This is a genomic window from Oceanobacillus sp. MO10714A, from assembly GCF_037072045.1.
GTDB classification, from domain to species: Bacteria; Bacillota; Bacilli; order Bacillales; family Amphibacillaceae; genus Oceanobacillus; species Oceanobacillus indicireducens.
This window is the reverse complement of record NZ_JAXHDC010000031.1, coordinates 15,949-41,236: the sequence shown is the minus strand read 5'-3', so window position 1 is coordinate 41,236 and position 25,288 is coordinate 15,949. Positions and strand designations below refer to the sequence as shown.

General features: G+C 41.6%; 20 protein-coding genes and 2 riboswitches. Of the genes, 8 read left to right on the top strand and 12 right to left on the bottom strand.

Going from position 1 to position 25,288, the window contains the following annotated elements:
* Window positions 1–39: 39 nt before the first annotated feature.
* The gene (locus tag SPD53_RS14100; RefSeq protein ID WP_156855562.1) at window positions 40–600 is read left to right on the top strand and encodes a class I SAM-dependent methyltransferase; all 561 of its coding nucleotides are present in this window, start codon (window positions 40–42) and stop codon (window positions 598–600) included.
* Between the two features lie 52 nt (window positions 601–652).
* Here the strand turns inward: SPD53_RS14100 and SPD53_RS14095 are convergent, their stop codons facing one another.
* Window positions 653–1,081 (bottom strand): DUF1801 domain-containing protein, encoded by a 429-nt coding sequence (locus SPD53_RS14095; RefSeq protein WP_156855563.1) that lies wholly within the window; start codon window positions 1,079–1,081, stop codon window positions 653–655.
* A 130-nt stretch (window positions 1,082–1,211) separates the two neighbouring features.
* Window positions 1,212–2,306, bottom strand: coding sequence for a tetraprenyl-beta-curcumene synthase family protein (locus tag SPD53_RS14090; RefSeq protein WP_156855564.1), 1,095 nt, complete (start codon window positions 2,304–2,306; stop codon window positions 1,212–1,214).
* Window positions 2,307–2,407: 101 nt separating this feature from the next.
* On the opposite strand from SPD53_RS14090, the gene SPD53_RS14085 reads away from it, so the two are divergent.
* Window positions 2,408–2,932, top strand: a complete 525-nt coding sequence (locus tag SPD53_RS14085) for a gamma carbonic anhydrase (RefSeq protein WP_336252949.1) — start codon at window positions 2,408–2,410, stop codon at window positions 2,930–2,932.
* A gap of 382 nt (window positions 2,933–3,314) precedes the next feature.
* Here the strand turns inward: SPD53_RS14085 and metK are convergent, their stop codons facing one another.
* A complete protein-coding gene (metK, locus tag SPD53_RS14080; protein WP_156855665.1) occupies window positions 3,315–4,520 on the bottom strand; it encodes a methionine adenosyltransferase in 1,206 nt (401 codons plus the stop codon).
* A 121-nt stretch (window positions 4,521–4,641) separates the two neighbouring features.
* Window positions 4,642–4,747: riboswitch (SAM riboswitch) on the bottom strand.
* A gap of 338 nt (window positions 4,748–5,085) precedes the next feature.
* On the opposite strand from metK, the gene pckA reads away from it, so the two are divergent.
* The 4 genes from pckA to SPD53_RS14060 all read left to right on the top strand — a co-directional run bounded on the left by pckA (window position 5,086) and on the right by SPD53_RS14060 (window position 9,940).
* Window positions 5,086–6,666 carry a phosphoenolpyruvate carboxykinase (ATP) gene (gene pckA, locus SPD53_RS14075; RefSeq protein WP_370459726.1) on the top strand — a complete coding sequence of 527 codons (1,581 nt, stop codon included), beginning with the start codon at window positions 5,086–5,088 and terminating at the stop codon, window positions 6,664–6,666.
* A gap of 684 nt (window positions 6,667–7,350) precedes the next feature.
* Window positions 7,351–8,334, top strand: coding sequence for an ABC transporter substrate-binding protein (locus tag SPD53_RS14070; RefSeq protein ID WP_336252948.1), 984 nt, complete (start codon window positions 7,351–7,353; stop codon window positions 8,332–8,334).
* 11 nt (window positions 8,335–8,345) lie between these two features.
* The gene (locus SPD53_RS14065) at window positions 8,346–9,137 is read left to right on the top strand and encodes an ABC transporter ATP-binding protein (RefSeq protein ID WP_336252947.1); all 792 of its coding nucleotides are present in this window, start codon (window positions 8,346–8,348) and stop codon (window positions 9,135–9,137) included.
* Window positions 9,134–9,940 (top strand): ABC transporter permease, encoded by an 807-nt coding sequence (locus tag SPD53_RS14060; RefSeq protein ID WP_188859263.1) that lies wholly within the window; start codon window positions 9,134–9,136, stop codon window positions 9,938–9,940. Before SPD53_RS14065 ends, SPD53_RS14060 begins: the two co-directional genes overlap by 4 nt.
* Window positions 9,941–9,969: 29 nt before the next feature.
* Here SPD53_RS14060 and ytkD read toward each other — a convergent pair whose 3' ends face one another.
* The 7 genes from ytkD to SPD53_RS14025 all read right to left on the bottom strand — a co-directional run bounded on the left by ytkD (window position 9,970) and on the right by SPD53_RS14025 (window position 17,764).
* On the bottom strand, window positions 9,970–10,440 hold the full coding sequence (gene ytkD, locus SPD53_RS14055; RefSeq protein ID WP_156855570.1) for an RNA deprotection pyrophosphohydrolase: 471 nt from the start codon (window positions 10,438–10,440) through the stop codon (window positions 9,970–9,972).
* Between the two features lie 110 nt (window positions 10,441–10,550).
* Complete coding sequence (locus tag SPD53_RS14050; protein WP_336252946.1) at window positions 10,551–10,877, bottom strand: hydrolase; 327 nt, start codon at window positions 10,875–10,877, stop codon at window positions 10,551–10,553.
* 375 nt (window positions 10,878–11,252) lie between these two features.
* Window positions 11,253–12,692, bottom strand: coding sequence for an o-succinylbenzoate--CoA ligase (locus tag SPD53_RS14045; RefSeq protein ID WP_336252945.1), 1,440 nt, complete (start codon window positions 12,690–12,692; stop codon window positions 11,253–11,255).
* 160 nt (window positions 12,693–12,852) lie between these two features.
* Window positions 12,853–13,671: a 1,4-dihydroxy-2-naphthoyl-CoA synthase gene (menB, locus tag SPD53_RS14040; protein ID WP_156855573.1), complete on the bottom strand. Its 819-nt coding sequence runs from the start codon at window positions 13,669–13,671 to the stop codon at window positions 12,853–12,855.
* Between the two features lie 137 nt (window positions 13,672–13,808).
* Complete coding sequence (gene menH / locus SPD53_RS14035) at window positions 13,809–14,615, bottom strand: 2-succinyl-6-hydroxy-2,4-cyclohexadiene-1-carboxylate synthase (RefSeq protein WP_188859272.1); 807 nt, start codon at window positions 14,613–14,615, stop codon at window positions 13,809–13,811.
* Window positions 14,616–16,370, bottom strand: coding sequence for a 2-succinyl-5-enolpyruvyl-6-hydroxy-3-cyclohexene-1-carboxylic-acid synthase (menD, locus tag SPD53_RS14030; RefSeq protein WP_336252944.1), 1,755 nt, complete (start codon window positions 16,368–16,370; stop codon window positions 14,616–14,618).
* A complete protein-coding gene (locus SPD53_RS14025; protein ID WP_188859276.1) occupies window positions 16,367–17,764 on the bottom strand; it encodes an isochorismate synthase in 1,398 nt (465 codons plus the stop codon). The genes menD and SPD53_RS14025 overlap by 4 nt, the downstream gene beginning before the upstream one ends.
* 380 nt (window positions 17,765–18,144) lie before the next feature.
* Between SPD53_RS14025 and SPD53_RS14020 the strand changes: the two genes are divergently transcribed.
* Both SPD53_RS14020 and SPD53_RS14015 read left to right on the top strand, forming a co-directional pair.
* The gene (locus SPD53_RS14020; protein WP_188856329.1) at window positions 18,145–19,080 is read left to right on the top strand and encodes a 1,4-dihydroxy-2-naphthoate polyprenyltransferase; all 936 of its coding nucleotides are present in this window, start codon (window positions 18,145–18,147) and stop codon (window positions 19,078–19,080) included.
* 59 nt (window positions 19,081–19,139) lie between these two features.
* Window positions 19,140–19,493, top strand: a complete 354-nt coding sequence (locus tag SPD53_RS14015) for a hypothetical protein (protein WP_188856328.1) — start codon at window positions 19,140–19,142, stop codon at window positions 19,491–19,493.
* Between the two features lie 169 nt (window positions 19,494–19,662).
* Here SPD53_RS14015 and SPD53_RS14010 read toward each other — a convergent pair whose 3' ends face one another.
* Together SPD53_RS14010 and SPD53_RS14005 are read right to left on the bottom strand one after the other, a co-directional pair.
* Entirely contained in the window at window positions 19,663–20,253 is a 591-nt protein-coding gene (locus SPD53_RS14010; RefSeq protein WP_156855578.1) for an ECF transporter S component, read from the bottom strand.
* A gap of 198 nt (window positions 20,254–20,451) precedes the next feature.
* Window positions 20,452–20,596, bottom strand: a riboswitch (FMN riboswitch).
* A 107-nt stretch (window positions 20,597–20,703) separates the two neighbouring features.
* Window positions 20,704–24,984 (bottom strand): S8 family serine peptidase, encoded by a 4,281-nt coding sequence (locus SPD53_RS14005; protein WP_336252943.1) that lies wholly within the window; start codon window positions 24,982–24,984, stop codon window positions 20,704–20,706.
* Window positions 24,985–25,288: the final 304 nt, after the last annotated feature.

Sequence of the window (25,288 nt, the reverse complement as noted above, 5' to 3'; positions counted from 1 at the left end):
CAAATGTTCTATTCTTATGCTAGAAAGGATGTATGAATCATGTTAAAAAATGTCTTGCAATTCGCCCACCATTTACTAGAAGAAACCATTTCCCCAGGAGACCTCGCCATTGACGCAACCTGCGGAAATGGTAATGATACACTTGTCTTAGCTGGACTTACTGGTGCACAAGGAAAAGTACTGGCATTCGACATTCAGGAACAAGCGATTGCTTCAACTCGAGAAAGGATTGAAGCAGCCGAATATACGAATGTCACGCTTATTCAAGATAGCCATGCCCTTGTCGATAATTATCTAGAAGATCGTGAGGAAATTAGTGCGGCGATTTTTAATTTGGGCTATTTACCAAAGAGTGATAAACAAATTATCACGACAAGCAACTCGACAATTCCTGCTGTAGAAAAGTTATTAGCTAGGTTAAAGAAAAAAGGACTCATTATCCTTGTTGTTTATCATGGTCATGAAGGCGGGAAGGAAGAAAAAACAGCACTTCTTGAATATGTTACGGAACTCGATCAGAAAAAGTACCATGTCCTTAAATATGATTTCATTAATCAAATCAATAATCCGCCATTCGTGCTCGCTATTGAAAAGAAGTGAATGGACAGGAAACAGGTCAGTTAGATTTATTCTCCGACTGACCTGTTTCTTTTTAAAAATCAGTGATTTCATAGTGCTCCGTTACAAAGGCAACTGTTTCTTTTATCATTTCTTCCAGAATAGCTCGATCAATATCTTCAAGCTTATTAACATAGACACAAGCTTTGCCGGCTTTATATTTCCCGAAGTTCTCGAGTAATTTTTCGCGCTTCCCCTCATCCATCATGACATAAATGCTATGTCGAGCTTTTCTAGGGGAAAAACCTACTATCGGTGCATCGCCTTCATGGCCAGAAGCATATTTATAATGGTAAGAACCATAACCGATAATACTTGGTCCCCACATTTTCGCTTTTCTTCCAGTTACACTCGAGAAAATATCCAACAATTTATAAGCATCTTCCCGCCGTTTCGGATGGTCTACCGATTCGATAAACTCCACGACATCCCGATCATTTTCTTTCGTTTTTAATTCATACATAAATTCAATCTCCCTTAACTCGTAAGTTAATCACGTATTAACGTTCTGTAATATCCCCTCCTCTATACATGAGGGAAACCCAATATGTGAAGGGGGCATAAACAGTCCGTAAATCCCTGATTCGGTTCAACTAACATTCCGTGGGGGGAAAGGAATTCCCCACGGAATGAAGTTTCACTTTATTATACAAACGAATATTGTAATGAAGAAATGCTCCCGACATTCCCGCTGTTTTTAACAATCTTTTCCTAACTTGTTTCCCTTCCCGTAACGATTCAACCTTTTCATCACTTAAATATAATGCAACAAGACCTTTAGGGATGAACTGATGGAAAGTCGAATCAGGTAGGTCCCGCGTACGGTCTTCTGCTAAGTGTATAAAATATTGTAACCGTTCGAGAAGCTCCACATCATCCCGGTAGTAATTACAAAAATTTAAATCTCCTTCCATTTCGTCTTCTTTTTGATCAATATAATAATCAAGTAAAATATGCAAGCCTTGCACAGATGGAAAATAACTGTACATTATATGTTGCGGAAGCGATGCAGTCATTTTCCCGCCCATTGCATAAGACACAAGACAAAAAATGCCAAGCGTTGATCCAGACGCTGCTGCAAATTCATACCAGCTTAATCCAAGCGCTTTATCTTTCTTTTCCTTATACCAAGTTGTCAGCCGCGGGATACGCTCTTCCACTTTGACGTGTTTATGTACTTGAAGGTCCGCATACAGCGTCCATAGTTCTAAACAATATTCCTGGATTTGTTCATAGTCGTCGATGTCTTTCAATGCAGCTTGACACGTAAGCACTAATTTCTCAAGATAACCCCCATCAGCTTTCTCCGACCGATAAGCATAATAATCTTGCAAAGCTGCTTCAGGACGGAGCGCATCCTTCATCGCCTCATGGAGCATACGAAAATCTTTCGGATCAAGTGATGTACTGCGATCACAGAGATTATCTAAGTAATCGCTGATCGTCTGATATGCAACGATAAAACGAATCGCTTTTTCATACTTCATTCCAGCAAGCAATGCGAACACAGCACCACCCTGACAATGGAATTTTTTTGAATCGATACTGGCTAGGGCTTGTAGTTGCAGTTCCTTATCTGGAATAGCTGCTGCTTTCTCTTCCCACCCTTTCATCTCTTCCTCAACAATAGGAAATAAAGTGTTGTAGACTTCATATAGTAACCCAGTTGCTGTATTCGGTACTTGCATTCCTTGCGCCTCCATCATTTCATCATTTTTACATAGATTTGTTATACTATCATTATTATCAACATTGAGCTTAAAAAATACAAGGGAATAGGAGTGTTCATATGATTGATCATTATCAGGGGGTTTATCCAAAAATTCATGATTCAGTTTTCCTAGCAAAAAACGCTGTTATAAATGGAGATGTCACAATCGATGAGGATTCGAGCATTTGGTTCCACGTTGTAATCCGCGGAGATATTGCACCAACAAGAATTGGTAAACGAGTTAGCATCCAAGACTTAACCGTTCTACACCAAAGCCCTGATAATCCACTTATTATTGAAGATGACGTAACGGTCGGCCATCAAGTCACCCTACATTCAGCCATTATTAGAAAGAACGCCCTTATTGGTATGGGAGCAATCATCCTGGACGGGGCGGAAATCGGAGAAAATGCATTTGTAGCAGCAGGAAGCCTCGTGCCTCCGGGGAAGAAAATTGCACCAAACACCTTATATATGGGCAACCCTGCAAAATACGCAAGAGACCTCACAGAGGCTGATTACCAAGAAATGGAACGGGTAAGAAAATCCTACGTGGAGAAAGGTCAATATTATAAAATACATACAGATTTGGGGAAAAAATAAATTTTCCTTTATACAATAAGAGCTATCCCGACTCAACGGAATAGCTCTTATTGCACTTCATATAAAGTGAAACTTCATTCAGTGGGGAATTCCCTCCCCACTGAATGTTAGTTGAACAGAATCAGGGATTTACGGACTGTTTATTCCCCACCTTCACATGTCGGACTTCCCTCCTATTTAAGGCAGGGATATTACAGACCGTTAATGCGTGATAAAACTATTAAAACGTATGAGCAACACCGAACTATCCTGTGAGGCACGATTACTACGCTACTTTGACTACTGGATACGCTAGTACAATCGGTCTTCGGTGGGACGAGTAACCTCATGTCCCCGGCAGCCGCGAAACTATACCATAATGACGTTTCCACCTTCGCGCTTTTTACTTTTCACAAACTATCTTTTGCAGTTCTTCAACTTTATCAAGTTTTTCCCACGGGAAAATAATGTCGGTTCTGCCGAAATGTCCATAAGCCGCTGTATTTTTATAAATCGGCTTCCGTAAATCAAGCATCTCGATCAGCCCTGCAGGTCGAAGGTCAAATAGCTTACGCACCGCTCCCACTAATACTTCTTCCTGATACTCGCTCGTTCCAAATGTGTCGATTGTGATGGATACAGGCTCTGCAACACCGATCGCATAAGCAAGCTGTACTTCACATTTTGCAGCAAGCCCTGCCGCCACGATGTTTTTCGCTACATATCGAGCTGCATAAGCTCCGGAACGGTCCACCTTTGTCGGATCCTTCCCACTGAAAGCACCTCCGCCGTGACGTGCGTAGCCTCCGTACGTATCCACGATGATCTTCCGGCCCGTTAAGCCGACATCACCTTGCGGACCGCCAAGCACGAAGCGGCCAGATGGATTGATGAAGTATTTTGTATCTTCATCTAAAAGCGCTTCTGGTATAACCGGTTTTATAACATACTCTCGAATGTCAGAAATAATCTGTTCATTCGGAATGTCTTCATGATGCTGAGTAGAAACAACGATTGTATCCACACGAACTGGTTGATTCTTTTCATCATATTCGACGGTAACTTGTGTCTTCCCATCTGGACGTAAATAATCCAATACCCGGTTTTTTCTTACATCGGAAAGACGTCTTGCAAGCTTATGGGAAAGACTAATTGGAAGTGGCATATATTCTTCCGTCTCTTTCGTCGCATAACCGAACACTAATCCTTGGTCACCTGCTCCGATTGCTTCTATTTCTTCTTCCATCTTCCCTTCTCTTGCTTCAAGTGCCTTATCGACCCCACCGGCAATATCAGGTGATTGCTCATCAATTGCAGTCATGACGGCACAAGTTTCATAATCAAAGCCATACTTTGCTCGGGTATAACCAATGTCTTTCACCGTCTGGCGGACAATTTGCGGTATATCTACATAAGTTGTAGTTGTGATTTCACCTGCTACGAGCACCATTCCCGTTGTAACGACTGTCTCGCATGCCACACGTGCATCTGGATCTTCTTTTAAAATATCATCCAGTATCGCATCAGATATTTGATCCGACATTTTATCAGGATGTCCCTCTGTTACTGATTCTGAAGTAAATAAACGACGATTTGCATTTGCAGCCATTTGGCTTGTTCTCTCCTTTGTAATATGTAACGGAACCCAATCTCCATTCGTTCCATTATTCAAAGCATGAAAATAAAAATCCTTTCCCGCAAGTATGAGGAAAGGATTAATTAGCCTTTCACTCTTATTGTTCAAGGAAAATTCCTTGCAACAGATTAGCACCTTTCACAAATCGTGAGGTTGCTGGGCTTCACCGGGTCTGTCCCTCCACCAGCTCTGAATAAGAATTGAAATTATTATAACCTTATTTAAAAGGGATTCGTTACTTAATAATCGATTACTGAAAAATAGCGTATCATATTTCATTATTTTTTACCAGTTTTATTTTCATACTGTCTGTTCTTTGTTACAATCAAATATAGAACAACATATTGAAATCGTTTTCCAACAAAAATGATAACGAACTAAAATAGGTTACCGACAGTTCTCAAAAAATTTTTCAATTAGTATGGACTATTCCATTTAATGTGTTATACTAATGTCAGATTTAAGATAAGCGATAAGGAGGAAGTTTGCAGTCTTCCTTCAACAAAACCTTTTAAAAGGCAGGAGAATAAGAATGAAAATGGTGGAGAAATCATTGACAAACCAACTATTAGAACACGAGAATTTGAATCGAAACTATTCAGTAGCTCGTCTGGTGGAACGCGTGTTAGATCGAAATGAAGGCGTTCTAACTTCAACAGGAGCAGTAACTGCAACTACAGGTAAATATACAGGTCGTTCACCGAAAGACAAATTTATTGTTAAAGACGAGATTACGGAAGATACGGTTGAATGGGGTCCAGTGAATCAACCGATCGATGAAGCTTCCTTTGATAAGTTACACGAAAAGGTAGTAAATTACTTAATGGAAAAGGACGAAGTTTATCAGTTCCAAGGCTTTGCTGGAGCGGATGAAAAATATCGTTTACCGATCCAAGTAATTAACGAATTTGCCTGGCATAATCTTTTTGCCCGTCAACTATTTATAACACCTACAGAAGAAGAACTTAAAACACATCAAGCAGAATTTACGGTTATTTCAGCACCGCATTTTAAAGCAGACCCTGCAGAAGATGGGACGAATTCAGAGACATTCATCATCATTTCCTTCAAGAAGCGTGTCGTATTAATCGGGGGAACGGAATATGCAGGGGAAATTAAAAAGTCGATTTTCTCTGTAATGAACTATCTGCTGCCACAGCAGGATGTTCTATCGATGCACTGCTCAGCGAACGTTGGTCAAGAGGGTGACGTGGCATTATTTTTCGGCCTATCCGGAACCGGAAAAACGACTCTTTCTGCTGATCCATACCGCCGGTTGATTGGTGATGATGAACATGGCTGGAGTCCGAATGGTGTATTTAATATTGAAGGCGGCTGTTATGCTAAATGTGTTAATCTTTCTGCAGAGAAAGAGCCACAAATTTTCAACGCGATCCGCTTTGGTTCTGTACTTGAGAACGTTACGATTGATGATGTGACAAGTGAACCAAATTATGACGATACGAGCTTGACGGAAAATACCCGGGCAGCTTATCCGGTAGATAATATCGATAACATCGTCACTCCAAGTGTTGCTGGTCATCCGAATACGATTATTTTCTTAACGGCCGACGCGTCTGGAACATTGCCACCGATCAGCAAGCTTACGAAAGAACAGGCTATGTACCATTTTCTAAGCGGCTATACTAGTAAGCTTGCTGGGACAGAGCGCGGCGTGACGGAGCCGGAAGCGACCTTCTCTGCTTGCTTTGGATCCCCATTCTTACCGCTCGCACCAGCGAAGTATGCGGATATGCTTGGACAAAAAATCGATCAGTATAATTCTAATGTATTCCTCGTAAACACGGGTTGGACTGGTGGGTCTTACGGTGTTGGAAACCGAATGAAATTATCCTATACACGCGCGATGATCCATGCCGCGCTAGAAGGTGAATTGAATCATATCGAAACAATAACCGATGATATATTCGGCTTGCAGGTTCCTGTTCACGTAGCAGGTGTGCCTGATGAAGTACTCATCCCGAAGAATACATGGGAAGATAAAGCGGCCTACGAACAGGAAGCGAAAGCACTCGCTAAGAAATTCCACGAGAACTTTGCGAAGTTTGAGAACGTGAGTGATGCTACTAAAGCAGCAGGTCCCGTGTATAAAGGGTAACAATGTATCCTCATCCCAAAAGGATAATTATAAATTTTATTAACAGCGACTTCGCTGGGACTTCCGATTTTTTATTAAAATCGGAAGTTTTTTTATCACGTATTAACGGTCTGTAATACCCCCACCCCTAAACAAGAGGGAAACCCAATATGTGAAAGGGGGTAAACAGTCCGTAAATACCTGATTCTGTTCAACTAACATTCAGTGGGGAGGGAAGGATACCCCACTTAATGAGTTTCACTTTATCACGTATTAACGGTCTGTAATACCCCCACCTCTAAACAAGAGGGAAACCCAATATGTGAAGGGGGTAAACAGTCCGTAAATAGCTGATTCTGTTCAACTAACATTCAGTGGGGAGGGAAGGATACCCCACTTAATGAGTTTCACTTTATCACGTATTAACGGTCTGTAATACCCCCACCTCTAAACAAGAGGGAAACCCAATATGTGAAGGGGGTAAACAGTCCGTAAATAGCTCTTGTGCGTTGCTGCGACTATTGGATGTGTTATTACAAACGCACTTCGGTAAAACGAGTAATCGCAACCCTAGGCGTCCGCAAACTTACTGTAATGGTACTTTCGTCTTTGTTTTTCTCATTCCCCCCTGTCTTCTGCACAATTCCACCGCCCAGGCATAAACTGTAGTTGACTATCCACTATGATACGAAAGGGGCGGACACTATGAGAAAAATAACGAAAGGTTTACTTTTGCTCGGCTTCCTGTTATTTATTACTGCCTGTCAATCAGAAACAGTGAAGATTAATCTCGCTGAAGTTACGCGCTCCCTATTTTATGCCCCACAATATGTAGCACTGGAACAAGGTTTTTTTGAAGAAGAAGGCTTGGATGTTGAACTTCAAACGACTTGGGGCGGGGATACAACAATGACTGCACTCCTATCCGGAGGGGCAGATATTGCCCTAGTAGGGTCTGAAACATCAATCTACGTCTATGCTCAAGATTCCCGTGATTATGCAGTAAACTTCGCTCAGCTCACGCAAACAGACGGTACATTTCTCGTGGCAAAAGAAGCTTATCCGGATTTCACCTGGGAAGATATGAAAGGGAAAGAATTTCTTGGCCAGCGTGTTGGAGGTATGCCACAAATGGTTGGAGAATTCGTGCTGAAAAAACATAACATTGATCCGCATAATGACCTTCTCTTAGACCAAAGCGTTGATTTTGCAAATATCCCTAGCGCTTTTCAGTCAGGGAATTATGAATTCGTGCAATTATTCGAGCCGACTGCAAGTGTTTTTGAACAAGAAGGGCAAGGACATATTATCGCATCCTTTGGCGAAGAATCCGGAAAAGTTCCTTATACCGTTTTTATGACACAAGAAAGCTATTTGAAAAAGAATGAAGAAACGGTGAAAAAGTTTACACGAGCCATTTACAAGGCTCAGCAATGGGTGGAGGAAAATAGCTCTGAGACGATTGCGGAAGTGATTGCCCCCTACTTTGAAGATACCGATCTAGATATACTAGCTTCTTCTATTGAACGATATAAAAATCAAGACTCTTTCGCAACAGATCCTTATTTAGATGAAGAAGAATGGGAGAATTTGAAAGCGATCATGGATGAAGCTGGTGAACTCCCCATTGATGCCCCCCATGAAGACTTGGTTAACACGAACATTGCCGAAGAAGTGATGAATGAATAGGAGGGATATTTATGGCGATTTTAAAGCTTGCCGGGGTCAGCCATCATTATTTTTCAAAAACAGGCTATACGAAAGCACTCGAAGACATTAGCTTTACGATGGAACGAGGTGAATTCGTATCGGTCCTAGGGCCAAGCGGCTGCGGTAAGTCAACGATTCTCTCCATAATCGCACGGTTACTTGAGCACACTTCGGGAAGTATTTTCATTAAAGGCGAGCCAATTGAACAATGTAAGGAAGAAATTGGTTATATGCTGCAGCAAGATTATTTATTCCCTTGGAAAACGGTCCAAGATAATGTTTTACTTGGGCCAAAGATCCAGAAACGCCAAGACGAAGAAGCAATAAATCGGGCTAATGTTTTGCTTCAGGAAGTCGGTTTATCGAATGCAAAGCACCAATATCCGACCGAATTGTCTGGTGGAATGAGACAGCGTGCCGCCCTTGTTCGGACGCTTATGAATAACCCGGAAATTTTCCTCCTGGATGAACCATTTTCTTCTCTCGATTTTCAGACAAAATTGAAACTGGAAGACCTTGTTGCAACAATTCTTAATCAATATAAGAAAACAACCATTCTCGTAACCCATGATATTGGAGAAGCGATTGCGATGAGTGACCGGATCATTATTATGGAGGCGAATCCCGGTAAAATTGTAAAAGTTTATGAGGTACCAATGGAATTACGTGAAGAATCCCCAATTATCGCCCGGAAGCACAAAGCTTTTCAACCACTGTTCGATACGATTTGGCAAGAGTTAGAGAAAGAAGAAGTGCAACAAAAATCTGGTGAAGCGACATGAAGAAGCTAAAAGATGAACAATTATATAGAGCGTATCAAAAAGGGATTAAAAAAGAGAGGAAAATTGTTCTAACTTGGCAAATAAGTATTGCTGTTCTTTTTTTCCTCTGTTGGGAAATTAGTAGTCGCCTTTACATTATTGATCCATTATTATTTAGCTCTCCCTCAAAAATTTTCGACCTGATCTTCACACGAATTGCAAACGGAAGCCTGTTCGTCCATGTTTCGGTTACATTATTTGAGACATTACTCGGCTTTCTCATCGGTACAATCGGTGGTGTGTTAATCGCAACTTCCCTATGGTATTCAAACCGGTTCGCAAATATTATGGATCCATATTTAGTCATTTTCAATGCGATGCCAAAAGTTGCGCTTGGACCGATCCTTATCGTCGCACTCGGCCCAGGATATCTATCGATTATTGCGATGGGATTTATTATCTCAGTAATTGTTACTACTTTAGTTGTTTACCGGGCTTTTTTGGAAGTGGACCGGAATTATACGATGGTACTGCGCAGTTTCGGGGCGAATCAATCACAAATATTTAAAGAAGCAATTTTTCCCGCTTCACTCCCTGTTATGATTTCCACATTGAAAGTGAATGTCGGTTTATCCTGGGTTGGAGTTATTGTCGGAGAATATCTTGTTTCCAAACAAGGACTTGGATATTTAATTATTTATGGCTTCCAAGTGTTTGATTTTTCACTCGTGATGGCTAGTCTTGTTATAATTGCGATACTAGCGGCATTGATGTATAAAGGGGTCGAAAAGCTCGAGGCTTGGCTGATGAAGCATACGAGATAAGGCACGGACAATGTCCGCGCCTCCTCGTCTTATTGGAAATATTTCTCGATGTATTCCATGGCATGTTCAACAACCCGATCTTTCATGATAAAACTGTAGGATGAATTAAAATTCACGTTTTCTGGAATTTTCAACAACAATACCGGACCATCTGTTTCAAAATAAGTTGGTTGCTCTTTTAATTCTTTCACTTCGGCGAAATAAAGGTTTTTAATGACATAATCCTTTTTACCATCTACGAAATATTGCCCGATATAATGAAGGTTAGTAACGACCCCACCAGTTTCCTCCAGCACCTCTCTTACGGCAGCATCGTGTGCAGATTCCCCAGGTTCGACTTTCCCACCAGGAAATTCTAGTCCCCGTTCCTTATGCTTTGTCAACAGCCACTTTTCTCGGTGTTTGCAGATGACGAGGACATGTTTTGGTTCTTTGGAAAAAGGATGATCTTGAAAGGATAATTGTACTTTATTATTATAAAAGTCTCTAAATGTAATCAAACAAAAACACGACCTTTGATGTATTAATTATTTCACGTCTTTTATTTCCTTAGGTTGCTTCATTGTACCATATGTACAAAAAGAAAGTGAGGTCTCCCCCACTTTCTCCTTTAAACTAAACCATTACCCGGTCCGTTCAGAATATCGATGGATTCGATATGTGCTTTCGTACTCTCATCACCAAGCTCATGAAGCAGTGCATATAGTTCTTTCAAGTTCTTATCATACCGTGCGTTTTCTGGAGATTCATCCGGAGGGGTAAATGGAATATGCGCCCGAACATAACTTGCCAAATTCGCCTCGTCCATATTATCCATCTTCTCCCTTATCTTGCTAAGATCCCCATCATCCGCATAGATCCCGAATGTCGCGCTTCCTTCTGCACTCTTCTTGTGAATACCACCATCTGAAATATTCACGTAATATTTCTCTTTCATGAATTCACCCTCCTTTGTATTAGTTTACCTTTTTAAAGAAAATGCATGTACAGAAGCCGAACGAATTGTTGGGGCCTCACTTGGAGTAGCTATAATTTCATTAAACTATGCATAAAACTCGCTGAAAAATACTAACCAAAAAACCCATTCATCTTCAACAACCCTCCTCTAAACTATTTTCCTTATAAAAAAAATTTAAACCACTTTAGTGGGACATGGGGTTGGGACATGGGGTCAGAGCAGTTGTCCCGATACGAGGCCGGACAGAGGGTCAGTGCAGTTGTCCCGATACGAGGCGGGACAGAGGGTCAGAGAAATTGTCCCACCGAAAAAATAAGCCTTCCGCTATAGTAGTGGAAAGCTCGCATTGTTACTTTATTCAAGTTCTTTTAATTTTTTTCTAACTAACTTATTTGACGCATTTCTGGGCATTTCATCGATAAATTTGATTTTCTTCGGCAATTTGTACTTTGCCAATTGTTTGCTTAGTTTTGCTAAAATATCCGTTTTCGATATAGATTCATACAACACTACATAAGCAACGGGAACTTCACCCCAAGTATCATCGGCGACACCGATAACTCCTGCTTCTTTAATCTCTGGTATTTTCATCAGTGCATTTTCAATTTCAGAAGGATAAATATTTTCTCCACCGGAAATAATGAGATCTGTTCGACGGTCCACAACATAAAGATAGCCCGCTTCGTCGAGATAACCGAGGTCCCCTGTATGAAGCCACCCATCTATAATCGTCTGCTTATTGGCCGCTTCATTTTTAAAATAACCTTTCGTGACCATGGGCCCTTTTACAATAATTTCGCCAACATCATCCTCACCAGGATTATTAATCTTCAGTTCAGCAGGTAATAGCGGTTTTCCGGCTGAACCGATTTTTAATAATGCGTCTTTAGCGGATAATGTTGCTATTTGCGAAGTCGTTTCCGTCATCCCATAACTCTGGAAAACCGGTATCTTTTTATCTTTTGCTTGTTTCAATAATACTTTTGGAGCGGGACCGCCGCCAAGTAGAAAACAACGCAATGTTTGTGGATAATTTTCCGAGCCCAGTTTATCCATAAGACGCTGAACCATCAATGTTACAACAGAAACGATGGTAACTTTTTTATCCATAATCGCTTCGTGAACTAGATCAACATCAAACTTTTTCATCAGATAGACCGGCATTCCATAAATCACACTTTTCATTAAAGTGGATAGCCCGCTTACATGAAATAACGGCAAAGAAATTAACCATTTATCATTTTTCTCCAGTCCAAGGTTTAATGCGGAGGAAATAGCGCTCCACCAGTGATTTCCATACGTGTGTACGACCCCTTTTGGAAACCCGGTTGTACCAGAGGTGTAAATAATTGTAAATGGCTGTTCTAAATTTAGTTCTAACTGTAATGTAACTTGCATTTCTTTTTGCTCATTGACTTCATCGTACGCATAGACTTGATTCACTTGAAGCTGTCGGGAATAGTGCTTATCATCCGTAATGAGTATACTTACTTCAGCATCTTGCAGCTGATAATTTAATTCATCATCACTCAGTCTTGTGTTTAATAGCACACCGACAGCTCCGAGGTAACTTATAGCATGAATCATATAGACCATATCTAAATTGTTAGCCGATAAAATTCCAAGATGAGACCCTTTTTTAACACCAAGTCCAGCTAGTTTTCTTGCCATTTCCATACTTCTGTTCTGTAATTCTAGAAAAGTAATTTTACCGCCGTCTACTAATTCAAGCGCAGTGCTATCTGGTGATAAATTTGCTTGTTTCGAAAGCCAGTGTGGAATAATTTCAGCCATTTATATTTGTTCCTTTCATTAATTACATAATTGCTTTTTACTTTGTCGAAGTGGGACAGTTACTCTGACCCCTTGTCCCACTTCAAACCGGGACAAGTGCTCTGACCCCTTGTCCCGGTTCAAAAAGAAAACCTTTGCTGGGGTAGCAAAGGTTTTGGTTTTACGGGAAGCGTGGGAACTTTTTGAAGTCTGGTTTTCTTTTTTCTTTAAATGCATCGCGGCCTTCTTTTGCTTCATCTGTTGTGTAATAAAGTAACGTTGCATCTCCGCCTAATTGCTGCAATCCAGCTAGTCCATCGGTATCTGCATTAAATGATGCTTTCAAGAAACGAATCGCTGTTGGTGATTTCTCCAGGATCTCTTCACACCACTGAATTGTTTCTTCTTCCAGCTTCTCATAAGGCACGACAGTATTGACAAGTCCCATATCAAACGCTTCTTGGGCATTGTATTGACGGCAAAGGAACCAGATTTCACGTGCACGTTTATGACCGATATGACGCGCTAAATAACCTGCTCCATAACCCGCATCAAAGCTACCAACTTTCGGACCAGTTTGACCAAAGATCGCATTATCTGCTGCAATTGTTAAATCACAAACGACATGCAATACATGTCCACCACCAATTGCATAACCAGCTACCATTGCGATTACTGGTTTCGGTATCGTACGGATGAGACGTTGTAAATCAAGCACGTTCAAACGAGGGATTTCGTCTCCCCCGACATACCCGCCGTGACCGCGTACTGATTGATCACCACCGGAGCAAAATGCTTTTTCCCCTTGACCAGTTAAAACGATAACGCCGATCGAGGAATCATCGCGCGCATCTGAAAAGGCATCGATCATTTCATTTACAGTAAGCGGTGTAAATGCATTTCGCTTCTCCGGACGATTAATCGTCACTTTTGCGATACCGTTATATTTTTCATAAATGATTTCTTCATATTTTTTAGCTTCAACCCATTGTACAGTCAACCCTTATTCCTCCCTATTCTATTAGAAAACTTGGCATTTGCTAACTTTTTTCGGCGAATGCCTTACCTTAGTTGCACTTATGCAGTAAGAAAGGATTTATGCTTTCTTATCTGCAAAAACTTACTTGATTAATTTTCTCATGATATATGCAATTTTGCAAATTCGAGTAAAGCTTGCTGAAAATGCTCCGGTTGCTCAATATGTAACGCATGTCCGCATTTAGGAAAAATGTCTAATTCTGCATAAGGTAACATTTCGGCCATTTGTTGATTGATTGCCACAAACTTCTCATCCAGCTCACCTGCAAGAAGCTTGACCGGAACTGTTACATCTTTTAAAGCTTCCCAATTGGATGGTTGGCTTCCTGTTCCCATTCCGCGTAAAGAATCAGCAAGCCCTTTTTTCGATTGGGACATTCTCTCAGCACGGATTGCTGCCTGTGTTTCATCCGGCAACTCCTTCTGTGTAGCAAATAACGGGATATTCTCCCAGTAATCAACGAATGATTCGATCCCTTCTTCCTCCAACAGCTTAGCGAGCTCCTCATCACCTGCTTCTCGATTCTTTCTCGCTTTCGTATCCTTTAGACCTGGAGAAGCACTCTCAAGGATAAGCCCCCGTACACTTTCCGGGTATTTCACAGTATAACTTAATGCGGCTCGCCCACCCATTGAATAGCCAACAAGGAAAAACGTATCTAATTCAAGATGCTGAAATAATCCATGTAAATCATCAATACAGGAGTCCATCGTTATTCTTGAAGTTCCTTTTGTCCAGCCATGGCCCGGTAAATCAACTGTAATCAATTGCATCCCATCCGGACGAGCTGTTACAACCTTATCCCATGTCAACGTGCTGCCTGTAAAGCCATGAAGAAGAACAACTGGTACCCCTTCCCCATGAATCTCGTACCAATAATTCATATCTTCCATTGAAAAATACAATTAGACCATCCTATTCTTAAAAAAAATTTCATCCGCAATTGCCTGCCATTTCTCATGGTGCCACTTTACATTCTCTTCCCGATCCGTTTTCACTTCGACAATTGACAAACCTTTTTTTTCATAACTTACTTGCAAGTCTTCTTTCAATTCTTCCTCTGTTTCTGGGGCAAAGTAATTCGCCTCATAAAGTTCAGCAGCTTTTCTGAAATCCAAATGTAACGGGGTTCCGAATAATGCTTCAAAGTGCTTCGGATCCTCTGCTTGGGGGAGGAATGAGAAGATTCCACCACCATTATTATTGATGAGCAGTATCGTGATATCAAGCCCATAATGCTTAGCCGCGTGCAATCCATTCATATCATGGAAAAATGATAAATCCCCTAAGACGAGCGTCACTCGTTTTCCAGCAGCCGCCGCTCCAACTCCACTTGAAACCATTCCATCAATTCCATTTGCCCCGCGGTTGGCAAGAACCGAAATCGGTTTATCATCCGTTAAGAAAAAGGTATCTACATCCCGGACAGCCATACTGTTTCCTACATAAAGCGTGCTACCTTCAGGAATGACTTCACGCAGTCCGCGAATGGCTTCACCTTCCGTAATCTTCTCTTCCATACCAAAAAGAAAATGATTTCTCGCTACTTTGTTCATCGCTTTCCAATCATGCAACCATTCCTCTGAAAAGGCTGGCTGATCAACAGCAAGCAATTCTTCACAAAGTGTAGTTGGATCTGCATAAATGAATTCCGTTACATTTCCCGTCGGTTCCCTATAGCCAGAATGATTTTCTACAACGAATTGTGGAATCGTTGCATTTTCTTTTATGAAAAATAAATAAGCTTTTGAGACTGGCATAGCACCAAAACGGATAATAAAATCAGGCTTCATTCGGTCTCGAATTACCTTATTTTTGAGTAGTGCGTCATACGTTTCAATAATATTTTCCTTACTATGTGTCCCACTTCGCAGCCCAGAGAGCGGGTCAGCTAGTATTGGCAGCTGCCACTTTTCAGCAAGCGCGACAACTTGCTCGGGGAACTGTTCATCAGCATCTGCTTGTGGTCCGCAGACGATCAGCCCCTTTTTCTTATTTGTCAACTGGCTGACAAATGCTTCGAGCTGTTCTTCCGTCAATCGTTTTTTTCCGTCAAGCGGGATGCGAGCTGAATGTTCAACCATTCCTTTATACTTCCAAATGCCTTCCAGGGAAAAGTCAAGAGTAAGTGGTTCACGTAATGGGAAGTTCAAATGAACAGGACCTGGATTCCCTTCACAAGCCATATACACTGCCCGTGCCGCTTTTTGTCTCACATAACGTAACATACCGTCATCCACTTCAGGAATCGCCATTTCCTGGAACCATTTAACATAATTGCCGAATAAATGAAGTTGATCAATCGTTTGCGGGGCGCCGACATCCCTTAACTCATGGGGCCTATCTGCAGTTAGAATAACGAGCGGAACACGGCTGTAATACGCCTCGACAACTGCCGGATAATAATTCGCTGCAGCAGTACCTGACGTACAAACTAATGCTACCGCTGCTTTCGTCTGTTTCGCAAGTCCGAGCGCGAAAAATGCAGCGGATCGCTCATCGATAACAACCCATTCCTTGATGTGTTCATGTTCGGCAAAGGCTAGAGATAGCGGGGTTGACCGGGATCCAGGGGAAATAACAACATGCTGAATTCCGTTTTGAATCATTTCATCGACAAAATTGGCAGTATACCTCGTTAATATTTCCGTATGATTCATTCCTGTTTTCCTCCCAGCACGTTTAGCATCGGCAGCATTTTAATTCTTGTCTCTTCAAATTCCATTTCCGGATCGGAATCGGCTAGAACCCCGCAACCAGCAAATAGTGATGCCTCATCCCCTTGGATTAGTCCAGAACGAATTGCTACCGCAAACTCTCCATTTTGATTGCTATCAACCCAACCGATTGGGGCACCGTACCATCCCCGGTCAAGCAGTTCATGTTCACGTATATAAGCTAACGAATCTTCTGTTGGCGTACCACCAAGAGCAGGTGTCGGGTGCAGATCTTTAAGACAATCGAAAATGGAATACTCGTCTTTCAACGTTCCTGTTACCGGCGTATATAAATGCTGTAGGTTTTTTAACGGATGAAGTACCGGTTCGTTCGGAATATTGACGTCTGTACAGGTTTTTAGCACAGCTTCTTTAATCATTTTTACGACAAATTCATGCTCATCCCGATTCTTCTTGTCATGCAGCAGTTCATAACCGATCTGCTCGTCCTCCTCTTTCGTCTTCCCACGAGGAGCCGTTCCCGCAAGACAGGTCGAAAGTAAATTATTCTTTTCTACTTTGACTATCCGTTCTGGAGTCGCACCAATAAAACAGTCCCCTCCGCTTTCGAATGCGAAGATATAACTGTTTGCCTGTGTATGATGCAGCTCTTCAAGAACTTGCGTGATATTAATCTCTTCCGTAAAGGATAGACGGACTTCCCGTGCAAGGACTATTTTTTCTGCGCGTTTTTCTTTCATTTCCTTTGTTGCTTCTTTGACGGTTTCTTTCCATTTTTCTGGTTCAATGACTCGATTTCTTTTAATCTCAATATGCTGCACGCCGAATGTCTTACCAGTTATAAACTTCTGTGTGTTTTTACGAAGTCTTGTTGCTGCTTCATCTATTGTCTCTTCTTTATTGATGAGTATATTCACCGTCACATAACTGTCTGAATGATAAGTTGTCAGCATTAATTCCGGAATATAGAATTTGCTTAATTCAAATTTCTTCCAAAGCTCTGTTTTGGCTTCAAGTGGGTCAAAATCCATTCCGCCAAAAGCCACAAGCCCTGTTGCCGGCACCATCGTATATGGATTATCGATCCAAGCATTTTTTACTGCTTGCTTCCATAGATTCTCCGTTTCTTGAAAACGATTATTTTCAGCTATTAGCGTTTGCACGCTACCGACTCCCGTTATTGCTAGAGTGCGATTCGGATTCTTCCAATAAAAGCGATCTTTAACAAATTGCTTCGCCCCTTCGAATATAAGTAGAGGGTCTTTATTTTCTATTTTCTTCGTCAAACTGAAAAGCTTGGATGATTCATTTTGGCCGATGGAATGCTTTACGGCCGCTATTTTTTCCTCAAGCTCTTTCATTTGAATATCGATCATAACTATACCTCCGATAAAACGAAACTTCATTCAGTGTGAGATTTTGCTCTAGTCCCACTGAATTAGCTTTAGTCAATCAGGGTGTTAGCATCCGTTATCTCCCGCCTAAAATAGATTTGATTCATCTCTCCAGGTGAAGGCGGGAGTTTTACGGACGATTGCACCGTGATAAATACCACTAAAAAAACATCTATAACCATTTTATGCTCTTTTCTTCACTTTCTCAAGAAAAGGACCGTTTTTTGACATTTAAGCTAAAAAAATAGGGATCTCCGCTACCCTAGTGTTGAAATAACAATGTGCTAGGACTAAATAAAAGAAATTGACACTTGTCCTTTATTTTCATAAGATTAATAGGATAGCTTGGAGGGGGAACATTTATGGATACTGTTAATAAAAATTCAATAAAAGAGGCATTGAACGAGAAATCAGGCTTTGACGTCTGGTGGCGCTTGATGCGTCCGCACACACTCACAGCATCGTTTATCCCTGTATTCGTCGGTACGATGCTTGCTTATCATGATGGAACCATCAACTGGACCTTATTTCTCGCCATGCTCGTAGCCTCCTTATTAATTCAGGCTGCGACAAATATGTTTAATGAATACTATGATTATAAACTTGGTCTAGATACAGAGGAATCAGTTGGGATCGGCGGCACGATTGTTCGTGACGGGATAAAGCCGAAAACAATTCGAAGTCTTGCTATTACATTCTATGGAATTGCTGTTATTCTTGGTGTTTATATTTGTATCGAGTCAAGTTGGTGGATTGCTATTATCGGTTTAATATGTATGGCAATCGGTTATCTATATACTGGAGGACCTATTCCAATTTCATATACACCATTTGGTGAGTTGTTTTCCGGTGTACTAATGGGGACAGTCATTATCGGCATCACGTATTTCATCCAGACCCTAACAATTACGAGTGAAGTAATTTGGATATCGATTCCAGTTACCATTTTTATCGGCAGCATCAATTTATCTAATAATATTCGTGATCGTGACGGGGATAAAGCTGGCGGAAGAAAAACTATTGCTGTACTGATCGGCAGGGAAAAAGCAATTACCGTGCTTGCAGTACTATTTAGCATTGCTTACAGCTGGACATTAGCTTTAATTATTGCACGTCTCTTGCCTATCTGGACACTAATCACTTTCCTTAGCGTACCGAAAGCCGTAACAGTCATCAAAAACTTCCGCGGTAAGACCGAACCACTCGAAATGATGCCCGCAATGATTGCAACTGGAAAAACGAACACCATTTACGGCTTCTTACTTGGAATATCCCTCGTCATTGCAGCATTTGTCTAAGCTTACTTGTCACTGCTTAAATTTCTTGAATGTTGCCTGAATGAAAAGGAGCGATTTTGATGAAGACCTATCTTTCAGATGATAAATTAGCTTATTTCCGTAAGCGGTTGCTCGAATTAAAAGCGGAAACGGAAAAGCTTTCCAGTCAATCTACTAATAAATCACCGAACGACTCGATTCAAGAACTGTCTGATTATGGCAATCATCCAGCTGACGTGGGTACCGAACAGTTTGAACAAGAACGTGATGCTGGAATGGAACTCGTTCACAAGGAACGATTACAAGCGATTGATGAAGCGCTGGAGCGGATTGATAATAAAACGTATGGTATGAGTGTCGTATCACAAAAGCCGATACCGGAAGAAAGACTCGATGCTATCCCAACTGCAAAAACACTTGTGGAAGAAGAATAAAAAAACACCCCTAAGATTAGTAGGCAGGATCACTCGCCAATAACCTTGCCTACTATTCTTTTTAAAAAGTACAGCCTTTGCTAGATAATCAGGTTCTATTATATTTCCCCAAGACATGAAAAAAGGTTCGGTCTCAATTATTTGAGACGAACCTTTTTTTAAATGTATATTATGCAGCTAAATTTGTTTGTTTCTGTTCGATCCAGCTGCGCATTTTTATAAACACAGGAACAAATAACATTCCGACAATAATTCCTTTCAGCAAGTTAAATGGAAACACCCCAACAAGCACGGCGCCCCACGCCATTTGTTCACTCATGTCCCACCCCATAAACCATGCATAAGCGGGCAGAATAACATAATAATTTAGTACAGACATTCCAACTGCCATAACGATTGTTCCTGTAACTAAGCCGGAAACGATCGATTTTACACCTTTATGGAACTTATGATAAATAAGTGAAACTGGAAGGACAAACATTACACCTGCAAGAAAATTCGCTAGAACACCGACCGGGTCCCCTGATCCAGACACCGCGAAATAAAGCACGTTCTTAATGAGAACGACAGCTACACCAGCAAGTGGTGAAAAAATAAGTGAAGCCATCAATGCCGGCACATCACTAAAATCAATTTTTAAATATGGTGGTAGGAACGGCAGCGGAAAGTTTAAGAAAAATAAAACGAGCGCGATTGATCCTAGCAGTGCTAAAATAATAAGTTTTAATAACTTTGAAGATTGCTTTGCAGATTTTTGCATCTCCATCTTCCTCCTTCATCTTTTGCTAACCGATTCTAACTCGTGATGAAGGATCGCCTTGCCACTTTGACAACTCTTCTGTTCCAGCGTCTTAAAATTTCATTTAAGACAGAAAAACCCTAAAGCCGTAAATGGGGCTTTAGGGTTTGGGAATACAAGAGTAAGTGAAGGTACATAAAAATGCACCTTGATTTGGCTCGACATCTTCTCCCATCCAGACTGTAACTGTCGGTCCTGGAATTACACCAGATCAACCATAAGAATTGAAATTATGGTTCGCGGACTTAGAGTAAGCATACCCCTCACCGCCGGTCGGGAATTGCACCCTGCCCCGAAGATTAGAATCGATTATTCAATTACTAATGATAAGTATACTACATTTTTCATAAATTGCAAGAGACGTGCTCAAGCAAAGAAAGAAGGTGCGGCAAGATCGCCGCACCTTTTCCATCATTCATCTGTATTAATAAATAGTTTCCCGTCTGTTTGAGCTCTTGTTTCATTCCCATAATCATCGACTGCGATTACTTCGATAACTGCTCCTTCTGCAACAACATTGCTTGTTGCTGTCCAGTAGCCGACATAATGTCCTTCAGATGTTTCCATCATCGGTAATTCAGTCGGATTGGAATTCACATTCGTGAGCGGCATATGGACGACAAATGTGGACTTTAAGCCAGGCTCACTATCAAATTCGAACTTCACGCTTTCCCCTGCACCCAAGTACACATCTTCTTCAGGTGTCAGATTCTCGATTGCAGGAGGTGTGAAGTCGACATCCAATGATACAGCTTCAGACGTTGAATTGCCCGCCAAGTCGGCCGCTATAACTTCAATGTCATTTATCCCTTCATCAAGAATAATTCGCAGAGAATAATTCCCATCATCAATCTTAGCGCGCTGTCCGTTTACCTCGACATAATCAAGATTAGCATCCTCAACTGTCCCTTCTACCGTTACGGTTTCACGATTTGTTTTCTCACCGTCTTCGGGATTGTCGATGGTCAGTGCTGGTGCTTCTGTATCCAAGACAACTGCTACAGGTTCGGATTCCATAATTTCTGTATCATCCAGTACGGTAACTGCAACTAATTCATTATCACCTTCCGCAAGCGTTGCAGGAATTGCAAACTTACCGTCATCTCCAACTTCTACAGTATCTACTTCTTCTCCATTATTCACTAATTTAATGAAGGTAGTCGGTGAAGCAGTACCTTCTACCGTAACTTCTGTTTCATTCGTGATTAGTCCATCTTCAGGAGACGTAATGACCGCTTCTTCCACCTCGTAGTTTACTCTGGCACGGATCATATAGTTCCCTTCATCTGCCGGGGATTGATTCCATGCACCGCCTACATATTGGAAGCTTCTTTCAGCATTTGGTCCGTTTTCATCTGTTGCTAGGCCCGGTGCATTTGTATTCACATCTCGTTGAATATAGACCATATAGAAATCACCATTTACTTGAATCGCATGTTCACTTAAGTCAACAACCGTCCACTCATCCAGACTCCGAATTGCCTCTGCTTCAACTGGGCCAGCAATTCGCTCACCTGGAGTGCCATCCGGCCCACTTGCATCCCATACCTCAACGGCAAATTCCGTACCTCCTGGAACTGGCCAATCGTCATCATGGAATTGGAAAACCCCATCCGTTACAATTGCCGATTCTTGTCCTTCATCAAGGGACATACGAACTGCCCAGCCATTACCAGCATCATAGAATGCACGAGCGTTTTCCGCTGTTCCATCATCATAGCCAATCTCTCCGCCCGGAACGGTGTAGAAAGGTTCTAATTCAATATTAACCGTACCATCAGAAGTAAAGTCAGCTTCTACTTCTGCTCCATGATAGCCACGAGCTAGTACTTTTAGCGTATATACGCCTTCATAAGCAGTGATCGTAAAGGCACCATTTTCATCTGTCGTAACGGCTTCCACATTCGCATCTTCTACAATTAGAAGTGTAGCGTCTGCAATTCCTTCACCAGTTACTTCATCTGTTACCGTACCTGAAATGGTGTATTCATCTTGTTCTTCTAGAGTAAAGTTAACTGTTGTTGATTCATCTGCCTCGACTGTTACATTTTCTTCTGCAGGATGGTAACCATAACTTTCTGCAACTACGGTGAAGTCACCAGCAGCATGAGTGATAGAGAAGGACCCATCTGCAGGATTCGTATTCACTGACCTTCCGCTTTCAAGCACGCTTACTGTCGCAGCTAATGGTAAAGCGGCAGGTGTAATTGCATCTTCTTTAACCGATTCTTTTTCATCTGGAAATGCTGGTTTTAATTTATCGGGATCAATTGGAGCCTTCTTCATTCCGATACTATTAAGACCTAACAATAATCCAGCGGAAGAATTCATTCCGATGTTCGGCGCTTGTGCTGACTCACCTCTTGACGTATCAGCAAGCCCAACATCATCAATATACCAACCATCTCGGGCAATGCTGATGTCAGAAGTCAGATTAAATCCGATATAAACTCTTTCCCCGCTATAATCAGATAGATCAATTTCCGACTCAATCCAGCCATCGGAAACATTGGTGATTCGCTCTAACTGTTCCCAGTTTTCCATATCACTAGAAATATACACATGCCCGTAATCCCAGTTATTCTCGAGATTGTACCACTGACTGTATTGTAAATATGCTTCTCCTTCAGGTAAATCAATCGGTGGCATGACTAATGTTGAATTTTCATAGTTATTATAGTTTCCGCTTAAATTTGTTGCATACACATTTTCACCGGAAAAGGCTTCACCCGGCCCAGAAGTTGGAATTCCGTGTTCCCAACTGCTATTTTCTCCGAATACCGTCCATCCGCTAGGTGCCTTTTCAAAATCCTCAAAATAACCTACTGTAATTCCTGGTTCTACCGTTACACTGTAGGAATCTGTTGTTACTGAATTATTTCCGAAATCATTGATTTCAAAGTGATACTCAAATGTTCCCTCTTCAATATCCTCACCTGGAACAGTTACCGTGTACTCACCTGACAAATGATCTCCTGATACCCGCTTTGCTTTGATTCGGTTATCCTCATAGACAACTTCTACAGAGGTTACACTTATATTATCTTCTGCAGTAATTGTTACATCAAGATCCATACCCGCATATATCACTTCAGGGGCATCATGACTATAAGTTGGTGCTTCTGTATCCTCTCCATCTTTACTTACAGCCCCATCAATGACACCTAGTCCGGAAACAACGGAAGATACTGCTTCATATGCATCCAGTAGTCCGTGTCCATATCCGTTATTCGGTGACTCAGGGAATGTATCGTCCGTTAATGGTGTTGCCGTAGTAGATAGAATTTCCTCGATTTCATCAACTGTCAGATTCGCATTTGCTTGTTTTATTAACGCTACAGCTCCTGAAACGGCTGGTCCTGCCATCGAAGTTCCATTCCAACCACCTTCATACCCACTGCCAGGTACACTTGAGCGAATATTCACCCCTGGCGCTGAAATATCAGGCTTAATCTCGTCATAAGGAGATGGTCCTTGTAAAGAGAAATTCGCTAAATCATCATTAACATCCGTTGCGCCTGTCGCAAAAGATTCCGGGTAGTTTGCCGGGTTAGCAACCGAACCTGGTCCACCTGGGTTAGTTAATGTTACATTACCAGCTGAGAATTCAGGAAAAATATTTGCCGCGCGCCAGGCAATGACAACATCCCGGTACCATTCATCCATTCCCGAACCACCACTCCAAGAGTTATTCACTACATCAGGAGCTTGCGAGACATCTCCGCCTGGAGCCATAATCCACTCAGCTGCAGCAAGTAAATCTGTATCCGTTCCACCCGCTGCCGTAAATGCCTTAACAGCAATCCACTTCGCACCAGGAGCGACTCCAACTTGGTTCGAACCATCCGGCTCAGACCCGACCATTGTACCGGTTACATGTGTACCATGTCCGTCATCATCGTACGGGGTATCCTCTCCGGCCGTAGCATCAAACCAGCTATACGTGTGATCCGCATCACCCGTGCTTGCATCATAACCGCGGTACTTTTCTTTCAATGCTGGGTGGTCCCACTGAACGCCAGAGTCAATGCTCGCCACAACCATGCCTGTTCCATCGATCCCCATTTCCCAAGCAGCTGGAGCACCGACCCGTTCAATGTTCCATTCGACATTCGCAAGTTCTGCTTCCTCTTTTTCCGCTCTTTCCGATACCGTTGTGTTCAACTGTCGAACTTCATTTGGCAGTAATTTTTCCACTTCAGAAAAAGTAGCGATTTTTTCTGCAACCTCTTTCGTAGCTGTGACTGCCATGCCGTTCACAATATGATAGGAAACAAAATCCTTGGCATTTCCGTTTTCAATTTCCTGTTCAATATACTCTGTCACGTGCTGCTGTGATGCAAAGGAAGTTTCTTTTAATTCAGCAATTACAGCTGATCGTTGCATATGCTCTGCTTGACTAAGTGATAGATTTGATTTTGCCGCATCTTCTCTCATCTTTTTCGCTACATCTTCTACTGCAGCCTTATCTGTAAACTTGACTAGAAAAGTAACAAACTCATCATCTTTGAAACTCTCCAATAGACGCTCATTCACTTTCTGTTCTTGAAGCTCACGCGAATCGTTCATCGAATGGCTAACTTCGCCTTTTGATTGCGCAAGTCCGGCACCCGGCAGGATGAGTGATACGATCATGACTACAATTGCTGCAATACTGAAAGCTTTCGTTCGTCTTTTGCGCTTAACTCTCAAAGATTTTTCCTCCCTTTTTTAAAATTTCTTTCCGGAGTTTCGACGTTTTATTAAATCAACCTCCTCTTTTTTTCAAACTTGTCGATTTCCCCAGAAATTAGCGACAGGTAAATTCTAGGTGTTAACCCTAGTATAGTAGGTTTAGCAACAATAAATTGTCGAATTATGTCGCTATTTTACTGAATCCTCAAAATTAATAGATATGCATTATATTTTCCTCTTTCTCTTCATGGGTCTTTTGATAGAAAACAGGAAGATTTAATAGAATTAATGGTATTTTTTCTATAATTCATGGAAAAAGTAC